This window comes from Polaromonas sp., from assembly GCF_049790275.1.
Taxonomy (GTDB): Bacteria; Pseudomonadota; Gammaproteobacteria; order Burkholderiales; family Burkholderiaceae_C; genus Polaromonas.
In genome coordinates, this window is sequence record NZ_JBAQYR010000018.1 from 21,507 (window position 1) to 33,274 (window position 11,768).

Annotated in this window: 12 protein-coding genes; 7 read left to right on the plus strand and 5 right to left on the minus strand. The window is 62.8% G+C overall.

What is annotated here, in order from left to right; all coding sequences use genetic code 11:
- Positions 1-20: 20 nt before the first annotated feature.
- The 5 genes from WA904_RS02755 (at position 21) to WA904_RS02775 (ending at position 3,496) form a co-directional block, all read left to right on the plus strand.
- Positions 21-1,025: a TRAP transporter substrate-binding protein gene (locus WA904_RS02755; RefSeq protein ID WP_425195594.1), complete on the plus strand. Its 1,005-nt coding sequence runs from the start codon at positions 21-23 to the stop codon at positions 1,023-1,025.
- A 68-nt stretch (positions 1,026-1,093) separates the two neighbouring features.
- Complete coding sequence (locus tag WA904_RS02760) at positions 1,094-2,305, plus strand: mandelate racemase/muconate lactonizing enzyme family protein (RefSeq protein WP_425195595.1); 1,212 nt, start codon at positions 1,094-1,096, stop codon at positions 2,303-2,305.
- Between the two features lie 23 nt (positions 2,306-2,328).
- Positions 2,329-2,565 (plus strand): hypothetical protein, encoded by a 237-nt coding sequence (locus WA904_RS02765; protein WP_425195596.1) that lies wholly within the window; start codon positions 2,329-2,331, stop codon positions 2,563-2,565.
- Entirely contained in the window at positions 2,565-3,086 is a 522-nt protein-coding gene (locus WA904_RS02770; RefSeq protein ID WP_425195597.1) for a gluconokinase, read from the plus strand. The genes WA904_RS02765 and WA904_RS02770 overlap by 1 nt, the downstream gene beginning before the upstream one ends.
- 26 nt (positions 3,087-3,112) lie before the next feature.
- Positions 3,113-3,496: a hypothetical protein gene (locus WA904_RS02775; protein WP_425195598.1), complete on the plus strand. Its 384-nt coding sequence runs from the start codon at positions 3,113-3,115 to the stop codon at positions 3,494-3,496.
- A 76-nt stretch (positions 3,497-3,572) separates the two neighbouring features.
- Here WA904_RS02775 and WA904_RS02780 read toward each other — a convergent pair whose 3' ends face one another.
- On the minus strand, positions 3,573-4,226 hold the full coding sequence (locus WA904_RS02780; RefSeq protein ID WP_425195599.1) for a nucleoside-diphosphate sugar epimerase: 654 nt from the start codon (positions 4,224-4,226) through the stop codon (positions 3,573-3,575).
- Positions 4,144-5,850 (minus strand): DEAD/DEAH box helicase, encoded by a 1,707-nt coding sequence (locus tag WA904_RS02785; RefSeq protein ID WP_425195600.1) that lies wholly within the window; start codon positions 5,848-5,850, stop codon positions 4,144-4,146. The genes WA904_RS02780 and WA904_RS02785 overlap by 83 nt, the downstream gene beginning before the upstream one ends.
- A 336-nt stretch (positions 5,851-6,186) precedes the next feature.
- Here WA904_RS02785 and ettA point away from each other — a divergent pair, with 336 nt between their 5' ends.
- Together ettA and WA904_RS02795 are read left to right on the plus strand one after the other, a co-directional pair.
- Positions 6,187-7,848, plus strand: a complete 1,662-nt coding sequence (gene ettA / locus WA904_RS02790; RefSeq protein ID WP_425195601.1) for an energy-dependent translational throttle protein EttA — start codon at positions 6,187-6,189, stop codon at positions 7,846-7,848.
- A 115-nt stretch (positions 7,849-7,963) separates the two neighbouring features.
- On the plus strand, positions 7,964-8,500 hold the full coding sequence (locus WA904_RS02795; RefSeq protein ID WP_425195602.1) for a DUF1415 domain-containing protein: 537 nt from the start codon (positions 7,964-7,966) through the stop codon (positions 8,498-8,500).
- Between the two features lie 36 nt (positions 8,501-8,536).
- On the opposite strand, the gene WA904_RS02800 is transcribed toward WA904_RS02795, so the two are convergent.
- The 3 genes from WA904_RS02800 to WA904_RS02810 form a co-directional block, all read right to left on the minus strand.
- Positions 8,537-8,920 carry a VOC family protein gene (locus WA904_RS02800; RefSeq protein WP_425195603.1) on the minus strand — a complete coding sequence of 128 codons (384 nt, stop codon included), beginning with the start codon at positions 8,918-8,920 and terminating at the stop codon, positions 8,537-8,539.
- A gap of 115 nt (positions 8,921-9,035) precedes the next feature.
- Complete coding sequence (locus WA904_RS02805) at positions 9,036-10,418, minus strand: TAXI family TRAP transporter solute-binding subunit (RefSeq protein WP_425195604.1); 1,383 nt, start codon at positions 10,416-10,418, stop codon at positions 9,036-9,038.
- A gap of 163 nt (positions 10,419-10,581) precedes the next feature.
- Positions 10,582-11,768: cation-translocating P-type ATPase (locus WA904_RS02810; protein ID WP_425195605.1), on the minus strand; the 1,187-nt coding region annotated here is incomplete at its 5' end.

Consider the following 11,768-nt stretch of genomic DNA (forward strand, 5'->3'; position numbering starts at 1 on the left):
TTTTATAAAAGGAGACATTCATGTTCAAACGCAGAACCCTGGCCCTGGCCGCAGCCGCCTTGCTGGTGGCCACTTCGAGCTTCGCGCAGTTTGCCGACCGCACGATCAAGTTCACCAACGGTGTCAACGAAGACCATCCGGTCGGCGTCGGCGTCAAGAAAATGCAGGAAATACTGGCGGCCAAGACCGGCGGCAAGATGAAAATCAATGCCTTCTGGGGCGGCGCCGCGGGCGGCGACCTGCCAGCCACGCAGGCGCTGCGCGCCGGTACCCAGGAAATGGTCTGCACCTCCAGCTCGCCGCTGGTCGGCATCGTCAAGGAACTCGGCGCTTTCGACCTGCCTTTCCTGTTTGCCAGCGAGAAGGAAGCCGACGCGGTGCTCGACGGCCCGGCCGGCGCCTACTTCAACAAGAAGCTTGAAGAAGCCGGCCTGATCAACCTGGCCTACTGGGAGAACGGTTTCCGCAACCTGACCAACAGCAAACACCCGGTCGCCAAGGCCGAGGACTTCGACGGTGTCAAGGTTCGCGTGATGCAGAACAACATCTTCATCGATACCTTCAAGACCCTGGGCACCAACGCCGTGCCCATGGCTTTTGGCGAGGTGTTCACCGCGCTGGAAACCAAAACCATCGACGGGCAGGAGAATCCCTTCGTGACCATCGAGACCTCGAAGTTCAATGAAGTGCAAAAGTACCTCAGCGTCACGCGCCATGCCTACACACCCTTCCTGATTCTTTACAGCAAGAAGCTCTGGGACCAACTGAACCCCCAGGAGCAGGCGGTGCTGCGTGAGGCCGCGATGGAAGGCCAGAAGGTCCAGCGCGCTGCCAACCGTGCGCTCAACGAAAAGTCCCTGACCAGCCTGAAGGCCAAAGGCATGCAGGTCAACGAAGTCAGTGCGGCCGAGCAGAAGCGCATGTTCGACAAGGTCAAACCCGTCTATGACAAAAACATCCCGACCATAGGCGCTGAACCCGTCAAGATGGTGATGGATGCACTGAAGAAGGCGCGCGGCGGCTAAGCGGCGTTCAGCCGCATTGTCACAAGGCCGCAAGGGTTTGCTCTTGCGGCCTTTTTTATGGAGCCATCTTGAAGATCACCAAAGTTGAAACCCTGAGACTCGGCGAATTCCCCAACATCATCTGGGTCCGGATATATACCGATGAAGGCTTGGTCGGCCTCGGCGAAACCTTCATGGGCGCGCAGGCGGTGGAAGCCTACATCCACGAATGGGCGGGACCCAAACTGCTCGGCAAGGACCCACTGGCCATCGAGGCGCGCAACAAGGACATCACCGGCTACCTCGGCTGGCGCGGCTCCGGTGTGGAAACGCGCGGCAACTCGGCCATCGACATCGCGCTGTGGGACATTTTCGGCAAGGCGGCCAACATGCCGCTTTACACCGCGCTGGGCGGCAAGAGCCGCGACAGCATACGCATCTACAACACCTGCGCCGGCTACCAGTACGTGCGCAGCACCGTCAACCAGTCCAGTGCCAACTGGGGCATCGGTGACGCGAAGAAGGCCAATGCTGGACCGTACGAAGACCTCGAGGGTTTCCTGCACCATGCCGATGAACTGGCCGAGTCGCTGCTGTCCGAAGGCGTGACGGCGATGAAGATCTGGCCTTTCGATCCGGTGGCCGAAAAAAGTGATGGGCAATACATCAGCAACGCGGACCTGGACCTCGCGCTGGAGCCGTTTCGCAAGATCCGTTCCGCGGTCGGCCAGCAGATGGACATCATGGTCGAGTTCCACAGCCTGTGGCGGCTGCCGATGGCCCAGAAAATCTCCCGCGCGCTCAAGCCCTTCAACACCTTCTGGCATGAAGACGCGATCCGCATGGATTCGCTGGATCTGCTCAAACAGTATTCGAAAGATTGCGACGCGCTGATCTGCGCGAGCGAGACTCTGAGCTACAAATGGGGCTTCAAGGACTACCTGCAAACCGGCGTGGCCGGGGTCGCCATGCTGGACCTGAGCTGGTGTGGCGGCCTGACCGAGGCGCGCAAGATCGCGGCCTTGGCCGATGCCTGGCAACTTCCGGTGGCCCCGCACGACTGCACGGGCCCGGTGGTCTGGGCAGCCTCCAGCCACCTGTCGCTGCATGCCCCGAATGCGCTGATTCAGGAAAGTGTGCGCGCCTTTTACACCGGCTGGTACAAGGAACTCGTGACAGAGCTGCCAACTGTCACCAAGGGGATGCTCAGCCTGAATGGCAAGTCCGGACTTGGCCTGGAACTGCTGCCCGACCTGCACAAGCGCGCCGATGCGACCTTGCGTGTGTGCCTGCCGACCTGACATCCGCAAATAATGGAGATCCCATGAAAATCACATTCGTCCGACCCTTCATCCAGCATGGGCCGGTGACCGGTTCGCAGATCGCCGACAGCACCCACAGCATCACGCATTGGGGGGTGGTGGACGGTTATTTCAGGCGTCCAGAATTACCCGGTGCAGGCGCCACGCCCACCCACGCCCGCCGCCTGGACCCGGTTCAGGCAGGCAACAGCCTGATGCCGGCCCGAAGACATTCGTCCGGGAGGCAGAATACGCGGTGATGAATTCCGACATTTTTGTGGTCATGGGCGTCAGCGGCTGCGGTAAAAGCACTGTGGGCGCGCAGCTTGCCGAAGCACTGAAACTGCCTTTTCTGGAAGGCGATGTATTGCACTCCGAACGCAATGTGGCGCGCATGGCGGCCGGCGTTGCCCTCAGCGATGAAGACCGCGAGGGCTGGTTGCAGGCGCTGGCCGAGCGCTTGCGGCAGGCGCATGCTGCAGGGCAGGGCCTGGTGCTCTCGTGTTCGGCACTCAAGCGCGCCTACCGCGACATGTTGCGCAGTGCGGCGCCCGGCCTGCGTTTTATCTACCTGCATGGCGACCATGCGCTGCTTGCAGCGCGCATGACCGCGCGCACTGGCCACTACATGCCGCTGTCGCTGCTGGACAGCCAGCTGGCCACGCTGGAGCCGCCGGGTGTGGACGAGAATGTGCTGGGCTTTGAGGTGGCGGAGCGTCCTGAAGACATCGTCGCCGCCGTGTTGACCCGCCGGCATTCAAGCCCAAGCAGCGCTGGCTGAACTGTTTTCACTTTTCCTGGACCTCCATGACCCATTTCACCAAAGTCATCCTCTACACCGACACCGACGGCCGCGCCCGATTCCGCGAGGAGCCGGTTGCGCTCAGCGAAGGCTCGCCGCAGGCCTTGCTGTCGCCGCTGGCGCCGTCCACCGGTTATCAGTTGCGCCACAGCCCGGTGGGTTTTCGCAGCCAGTTTCATTGCACCCCGAAACCGCAATGGGTGTTCATTCTGGGCGGGCAGATGGAAATCGGCCTGCAGGGCGGGGTGTCGCGGGTGTTCGGCCCGGGCGAGCATTTTTACTCTGCCGATGTGCTGCCGCAGGGCGCCACCTTCGACGCGGCGACACACGGCCACTGGAGCCGCCAGGTCGGACCGGAGCCGCTGGTCACGCTGTTCGTGCAGGGCTGAGGCGATTTTTGCTATCGAATAGATAGCTTGTAGCGCTCGTCCCATCAAGGCTTGAGGCCTGAAAGGCTTGAAAATCTCAGCGGGGCTGCATCTCGCCCGAGAGCAGGATTTTTTGGCCCGAAGGGCTTGCCCGCAGCGTAGCGACCAGCGCAGCGGCCACATCCGCAGCGGCAATGGCGCGGTAGTTGGCGGGGGTCACCGGCCTGAGCAGGCGCATGGCGCTTGCTGCAAATTTTTCTGCGGGCCGTTTGGATTGCCCCAGGGTGCTGCGGTCGCCGCTCAGCAGTGAGGGCCGGGCTAGCACCACGCTGTCATAACCCAGCCGGCTTACGGCAGACTCCATTTCGCCCTTGACGCGGTTGTAGAAGACGCTGGATGTGGCGTTGGCACCCATGGCGCTGACGATGCCCAGGCGGGTAGCGCCTGCAGCACGCGCCGAAGTGGCCAGGGCCACAACCGCCTCGAAATCGACAGCCCGGAAAGCCTGCTGGCTGCCGGCCACCTTGATGGTGGTGCCCAGGGCGATGAACACATCGTCCACCGCTGGAGAAGGGAATGTTGCGAAGTCAGAGCTGAGATGGTTCACCAGTTTGGGGTGCACCACCTCGGGCTTGCGGCGGCCCACGCAGTGAACCGCCGAGTACGTTTTATCGGCCAGTAAACGAACCAGAATTTCCCGACCGACCAGACCCGTTGCCCCGGCCACCAGCGCCACCCGAGCGTCCGCCACCACCACCGCCGCCACCGGCTGGCCGGCTGCCGCGGTAGTTGCCGCGGTTGCCGCCTGTGGGCTGGCCGGAAGATGGGAAGCCTGAGGAGACATGGCTGGCGGGTTGGGCGTCATCATCGCGCTCCTGCGTGTTGCGTGGACGTGGGGGCTGTGCATTCGGGTTGCGCGCCTGGTGTTGCGCAGGCTGGCCACCTTGTGAATAGCCCGAATTCTGGCGCGGCTGGCCGCCCTGGGGCTGGCTGCGGCCACCATTGCCGCCACCGCCGCTGCGGCCGCGTCCACCACCATTGCCACCACCGTTGCCGCCGCCGCCATTGCCGGCGCCGCGGCCCGCCTGGGGCTTGTTCTCGCGGATGCGCGTCATCATTTCGCTGCGGGCGGCCTTGGCGGCGGCCTGCATCACGTCACGGCTTGGCGGTTTGCCCAAGCCGCCCCAGATGGTCTGGCGGCCCATGGCCAGCGGCTCGGCTTTCTCGCCGGGCTCGGCTTCAAAACCAGGGACGATCACTTTTTCGATGTTCTGCTTGGTGAAGCGTTCGATGTCCTGCATGAAACCTTCTTCGTCCAGGCAAACCAGGCTCACAGCCTCGCCGCTGTTGCCGGCGCGGCCGGTGCGGCCGATGCGGTGAACGTAGTCTTCGCTGACGTTGGGAATTTCATAGTTGACGACATGCGGCAACTCGTCGATGTCAATGCCGCGGGCGGCGATGTCGGTGGCCACCAGCGCGCGTATGCTGCCGCTCTTGAAGTCGGCCAGCGCCTGGGTGCGGGCGGTCTGGCTCTTGTTGCCGTGCAACGCCATCGCCGGGATGCCGTTTTTGGTCAGGTGTTCGGCCACATTGTTGGCGCCGAACTTGGTGCGCGTGAACACCAGCACCTGGCTCCAGTTGTGCTCGTTGATGATGTGGGTGAGCAGGGCTTTTTTCTTGCCGCGGCCCACGGGGTGGATGGTCTGCGTGATGCGCTGCACCGTGGTGTTGCGCGGCGTGACCTGGATGCTTTGCGGGTTTTTCAGCAGGCCGTTGGCCAGTTCGCGGATCTCGTCGCTGAAGGTCGCGCTGAACAGAAGCGACTGCTTCTGCTTGGGTACCAGGGCCAGCACTTTCTTGATGTCGTGGATGAAGCCCATGTCCAGCATGCGGTCGGCTTCGTCGAGAACGAGGATCTGTACCTGGCTCAGGTCCAGCGTGCCCTGGCTGGCGTGGTCCAGCAAACGGCCGGGGGTGGCCACCAGGATGTCGACGCCGCGGCGCAGTTTTTCAATTTGCGCGCCCATGCCGACACCGCCGAACATCACCATGGAGGAGAGTTCAAGGTATTTGCCGTAGACGCGCACGCTTTCTTCCACCTGGGCGGCGAGCTCGCGCGTCGGCGTCATGATCAGGCAGCGCACGGCATTGACGCCGCGCTTGTTTTTCAGGGAAGGCTCGGAGGACAGACGCTGCAGCATGGGCAGCACAAAGGCGGCGGTTTTGCCGGTGCCGGTCTGGGCGCCGCCGAGCAGGTCGCCGCCTGCCAGCACGGCGGGAATCGCCTGGGCCTGGATCGGGGTGGGAACGGTATAGCCCTGCTCAAGCACGGCTTTAAGAATGGCCGGGGCCAAGTTCAGATTTTCAAAAGTCATTGATGGTGCACGCGAAGGTGCCAAAGATCGGCCAGTCGGGGGCTGTTGAAGCCCCCGCCAGTGAAGGCAGACGGGTAAAAAAGTCAGGCTGGGCACCCAAACTGTCACCGAAGGTGTGCCTAAATGCTGCAGGCAACTGGAGCCGGCAACGGGTGTATTGTCGCATGGAACGATAATCGGAGGGTTCACGCCCGAAATGCGTCTTGATTCGAGATGCAGGCCCCCCAGCTAAAGTGCGTGGTTTCGTTTTGCAGCATGACCGCTGCCCGGCCTGTCTTGCAGGCAGGTGCAGTCCGGTTTCCTGCGTTGTTTTCCCATTTTTAGAAGTTGATCCTGATGGCCCAGTACGTATTTACCATGAACAAGGTCGGCAAGATCGTGCCGCCCAAGCGTCAGATTCTCAAGGACGTTTCCCTCAGCTTTTTCCCCGGCGCCAAGATCGGCGTGCTCGGCACCAACGGTTCCGGCAAGTCCACGCTGCTCAAGATCATGGCCGGCCTGGACAACGAGATCGAGGGTGAAGCCACGCCCATGCCGGGCCTGAACATCGGCTACCTGCCGCAAGAGCCCAAGCTGGACCCCGAGCACACGGTGCGCGAGAGCGTGGAAGCCGGCATGGGTGCGGTGTTTGCCGCCAAGGCCCAGCTCGAAGCCGTCTACACCGCCTATGGCGAGCCCGATGCAGATTTCGACGCATTGGCCGCCGAGCAGGCGCGGCTGGAAGCCATCATTGCCACCTCGGGCACTGACTCTGAGCACCAGCTCGAGATTGCCGCCGACGCGCTGCGCCTGCCGCCCTGGGATGCCAAAGTTGGCGTCCTCTCGGGTGGCGAGAAACGCCGCGTGGCCCTGTGTGCCCTGCTGTTGTCCAAGCCAGACATGCTGCTGCTCGATGAGCCGACCAACCACCTGGACGCCGAATCGGTGGACTGGCTGGAGCAGTTCCTGCAGCGCTACCCGGGCACCGTGGTGGCCATCACCCATGACCGCTACTTCCTGGACAATGCTGCGGAGTGGATCCTGGAGCTGGACCGCGGCCGCGGCATCCCCTGGAAGGGCAACTACAGCACCTGGCTGGAGCAAAAGGGTGAACGCCTGGCGCAGGAGCAAAAAGGCGAGGAAGCCCGCGCCAAGGCCCTGAAGAAAGAGCTCGAGTGGTCACGCCAGAACCCGAAAGCGCGCCAGGCCAAGAGCAAGTCGCGCCTGGCCCGCTTCGAGGAGCTGTCGGACTTTGAATACCAGCAGCGCAACGAGACCCAGGAGATCTTCATTCCCGTGGCCGAACGCCTGGGCAATGAGGTGATCGAGTTCAAGAACGTCAGCAAGTCCTTCGGCGACCGCCTGCTGATCGACAACCTGAGCTTCAAGATCCCGGCCGGTGCCATTGTCGGCATCATCGGCCCGAACGGCGCCGGCAAGTCCACGCTGTTCAAGCTGATTGCCGGCAAGGAGCAGCCCGACAGCGGCGAGGTGTTGATCGGCAAGACCGCACGCATGGCCTTTGTGGACCAGCACCGCGACGACCTGGCCAACGAAAAAACCGTCTGGGAAGACATCTCCGGCGGGCTCGACATGCTGACCGTCGGCAAATTCACCATGCCCAGCCGCGCTTATGCAGGCCGCTTCAACTTCAACGGCGCCGACCAGCAAAAACGCGTGGGCATGCTCTCGGGCGGCGAGCGCGGACGCCTGCACCTGGCCAAGACGCTGATTGCCGGCGGCAACGTGCTGATGCTCGATGAGCCGTCCAACGACCTCGACGTGGAAACGCTGCGCTCGCTCGAAGACGCGCTACTCGAATTCGCCGGCTCCATCATGGTGATCAGCCATGACCGCTGGTTCCTCGACCGCATCGCCACCCACATCCTCGCGGCCGAAGGCGACAGCCAGTGGACTTTCTTCGACGGCAACTACCAGGAGTACGAAGCCGACAAGAAGAAACGCCTGGGCGAAGAGGGTGCCAAACCCAAACGCATGCGGTTCAAGGCATTGCATTAATGCCCCCACGGTTGCTCACTGCGTGTAGCGCCCTGCCCCCCGGGGGGGCCGCTGCGCCTGCGGCCCGGCGAAGCCGGTTCCGCGGCCCCGGCTTGGATCAAGAGGGTGTGTGGTCATGACCGACGAACAAGTGCTGGCTCAAACCCGGCAATGGCTAGAAAAAGCCGTGATTGGCCTGAACCTGTGCCCGTTTGCCAAGGCGGTGTACGTCAAAAATCAGGTGCGCCTGGTGGTCAGCCATGCGCGGCATGCCGATGATCTGCTTGAAGAGCTCGACAAGGAGCTCGACCTGCTGGTGGCCACGCCGGCTGAGCAGGTCGACACCACGCTGCTGATTCACCCCACCTTGTTCGATGACTTCCTGGACTTTAATGATTTCCTTGAAATCGCCGAAGGTGTGGTGGACGAGCATGGCCTCGAAGGCGTGATTCAACTCGCCAGTTTTCACCCGAAGTTCCAGTTTGACGGTACCGGGCCCGACGACATCGGCAACTACACCAACCGCGCGCCGTTTGCCATGCTGCATCTGCTGCGTGAGGACAGCGTGGAGCGCGCCGTGGAAGCTTTTCCCGAGGCTGATGCGATTTTCGAGCAGAACATTGCCACCCTGGAAAAGCTCGGCCACGCAGGCTGGAAAGCGCTGGGGCTTTAGGCCGGGACGCCAACCCCGCCCGGGAGAAGCGGCCGCTCAGCCGCCGCTGCCGTAGGGCCGGGTGATGATTTCCAGGTAGTGGCCATTCGGGTCGTTCCAGTAAACGCCGCGCCCGCCGTCATGGTGGTTGATCTGGCCCGCTTGCTGATGGCCCGGGTCGGCCCAATAGGGAAGTTGGCGCGCGCGGATGCGCCCAAAAATGACATCGAACTCTTCTTCACTCACCAGGAACGCGTAGTGCTCGATGATGAGTTCGCCATCATGCGAGATGAAGTCAAGGGTGACGCCGTTGTCAAGCTCCACGCCATGGAAGGGACCGAAACGGACCGGCGCCGCCAGTCCCAGCATGTCGGCAAGGAATGTCGCGGAGGCCAGGGAATCCCGGGCGTGAACAATCGTGTGGTTGAGCTGGACGGGCATGGGTTCGGTATGTTCCTGGGGGCCGAGGTGTCGGCTTCATTGAAAAACAGCATAAACGTCAGGGCCCCGCTTGCGGGTCAGGCGCGCCATAACCCCGCACACCCGTCGAGGTCTTTCAGGGAGGTGGCGCTTCCAGCCGCTGCAATTTCTTGCGTACCAGGTGGATATTGCTGCGCAGTGCATACAGCTCGTCGGTGTAGGACAGCGGCACACTGATTTTTTCCGCACGGCTTTCAAGGGCATTGAGTTCATCCAGCAGGGCGCCTGTGTCATGCGTGTCTTCGATGCGGTTCTCAATGTCGCGAAGACGTCCGTACCACCTGAAGATGCGTGAGCGGACGCGGAATTCATACAGCGGCGGCACGATGCGCGACAGCGGCAGCATGACCGCAATGATGATGCCCATCGCCAGCCACATGCGCTCGACCAGATTCGCCACCCAGAAGGGAAGGTAGCGCTGCAGCAGCGGCGCATCGTTCTTGATGGCGCGTTCGGCCTCCTTGGAGATGGGCAGTTCGTTGTTGTCGCGATTGGGAAATTCGCGGGCGCTCTTGAACCACCCCGCAGGACTGTGGATGACGTTGCCGGCCTGCGCAAAGAGCTGCACCAGGGCCGGATGGGTAGTGGTTTTGGCAACGAGCGAGGTTGTGGTTGCGACGAGACTGACATCCTCGGGCGGAATATTGCCGGCCAGGTCCACCACACCCTGCGGAAGGCGTGCCGTGCTCAGGAAGGCAAAGCGCTTGGAATAAGCCTCGCTCTGCGTGAAGTTCATGAGCTTCACGCCGGGTGTCTGCAGCAACATTTGCACCATCAGTGATTCTGGCGCCGAAGCAAACACAATCGCGTCAAGTTCCCCGCCGAGAAACGCAACCGTTGCGGGTGTCTGGTCCAGGTTCGAGGTGCGAAGGCTGGCGGGTTCGATGCGGTTGCTTTCAAGCAGCTTGCCCATCAGGCTGGGCACGCCGCTGCCGGAGGTTCCGAAATTGACGCGCAAGCCCTGCAATTGAGTAAGCGAATTCAGCGCTCCCCCGCTTGCCGCCTCGCGCACTGCGCTGCCCTTCGCGGGGGCTGCGCTTGTTCCCCGGGCTTTTTTGGAAACGTCCTCGCGGTAAAACAGCCACAGCGGCTCGACAAACAGGCTTCCCAGGGAGGTCAGGGCCTCGGCGTCAGCGGCGTCGTAGCTGCTGGTACCGCCCTGCACAAAACCCAGGTCGACCTTGCCTTCGCGCAGCAGTTGCAGGTTGTGGGCCGAGCCCTGTGAGGGCAGCAGCGCCACCTCGATGCCGTCCTGGGCCAGGATTTTGGCGTAGCGCTTGCCGAACTCTTCGTAGGCACTTTGCGCCGGGCCGGTGGCCAGTGTCACACGCTTGGGCGGATTCGGGTCCAGCCACCAGTAGGCCAGCACCAGCAGCGCCACCGCCAGTACGATGAAAGGGCCGGCAGAGACCGCGAGATCACGCAGCGAGAGCAGGGTGTGACGGATGGCTTTGGGCATATTTGAACCATAACATGAGCTGCCTGTCAGCATCGGGCGCTACCGTGAAGTCATTGGTGAAAGTAGACGAAAGCCCTTTATCCATGGATGTATGCCGCTATTTTTATGATAGCTATTCTGGCCTGCCGCGGGAGACCCGCAGCGGGCGTCGACACCCGTACACTCAGGCCGCAGGGCGAGGGTCTTGCGGTTTGCCTTCAACACGAAGGCGCGCGGTGAACTTGCGCAGCTCTTCCGCCCACAACACGCTGCTGGCCAGCAACAACAAGGGCAGCAGGGAGGCGGGCGCCAGCGGCACCGTGTAAAACAGGGTGTTCATGAATGGGGCATACAGCACCAGCACCTGCAGCGTGATGCTCAGGGCCAGGCCGCCAAGCAGCCAGGGGTTTTTCAGCAGGCCCAGCCGGAATGCCGAGCGGGTGGCCGACTGGCAGTTGAGCACGTTGAACCACTGGCACATCGCCAGCACGGTGAAGGTTTCGGTGCGCACCAGATCCATCGGCAAGCCCTGCCCGAGCCGCCAGACGAACCAGCCGAAGGTGACCAGCACGGCGGTGGCCGACATCAGCAGCACCCGGCCCAGCATGGTGCGGTCCACCAGACTGTCGTTGCGCGGCACCGGCGTGCGTTTCATCTCGTCGCCGTCGGCCGGGTCCATCACCAGGTTCACGGTCAGCGTGCCCTCGGTCACGATGTTGATCCACAGGATCTGCACCGCCGCCAGCGGCAGCGGGTAGCCGGCCAGCAGGGCCAGCAGCAGCACCACGACTTCGTCGATCGAGGTGGCGAACAGGTAGAGGATGACTTTTTTCAGGTTGCCGTAGACCACACGCCCCTGCTCGACCGCGCCGACGATGGTGGCGAAGTTGTCGTCGGTGATGATGATTTTGGCCGCGCTTTTGGCCACCTCGGTGCCGGTGATGCCCATGGCCACGCCGACATCCGCGCGTGCCAGCGCGGGTGCGTCGTTGACGCCGTCGCCGGTCATCGCCACCACCTCGCCTTGCGCCTGCAGGGCTTCGACGATGCGCAGTTTCTGCGCCGGATGTACACGTGCAAAGACCGAGATGTGGGCCAGCCCGTCGCGCAGGTCCGCCTCGTTCATGCGTTCGAGTTCGGTGCCGTCCACCGCGCGGTCACCGTCGCGCGCGATGCCGAGTTCACGCGCAATTGCCAGGCCGGTGAGTTTGTGGTCGCCGGTCACCATGACGGGCCGGATGCCGGCCGCGCGGCATTCGGCGACGGCGGCTTTGACCTCCTCGCGCGGCGGGTCGATTTGTCCGGCCAGGCCGAGCAGGCGGGCGCGCCCGGCCAGCGCGTCGAAACCGGCGTCGGGGTCCAGTACATCGT

Bases quoted from the DNA above. Each gene is read 5' to 3' on its own strand.
- WA904_RS02755 (WP_425195594.1), top strand. From the start codon at position 21: ATGTTCAAACGCAGAACCCTGGCCCTGGCCGCAGCCGCCTTGCTGGTG.
- WA904_RS02765 (WP_425195596.1), top strand. From the start codon at position 2,329: ATGAAAATCACATTCGTCCGACCCTTCATCCAGCATGGGCCGGTGACC.
- WA904_RS02770 (WP_425195597.1), top strand. From the start codon at position 2,565: ATGAATTCCGACATTTTTGTGGTCATGGGCGTCAGCGGCTGCGGTAAA.
- WA904_RS02775 (WP_425195598.1), top strand. From the start codon at position 3,113: ATGACCCATTTCACCAAAGTCATCCTCTACACCGACACCGACGGCCGC.
- WA904_RS02785 (WP_425195600.1), bottom strand. From the start codon at position 5,850: ATGACTTTTGAAAATCTGAACTTGGCCCCGGCCATTCTTAAAGCCGTG.
- ettA (WP_425195601.1), top strand. From the start codon at position 6,187: ATGGCCCAGTACGTATTTACCATGAACAAGGTCGGCAAGATCGTGCCG.
- WA904_RS02795 (WP_425195602.1), top strand. From the start codon at position 7,964: ATGACCGACGAACAAGTGCTGGCTCAAACCCGGCAATGGCTAGAAAAA.
- WA904_RS02800 (WP_425195603.1), bottom strand. From the start codon at position 8,920: ATGCCCGTCCAGCTCAACCACACGATTGTTCACGCCCGGGATTCCCTG.
- WA904_RS02805 (WP_425195604.1), bottom strand. From the start codon at position 10,418: ATGCCCAAAGCCATCCGTCACACCCTGCTCTCGCTGCGTGATCTCGCG.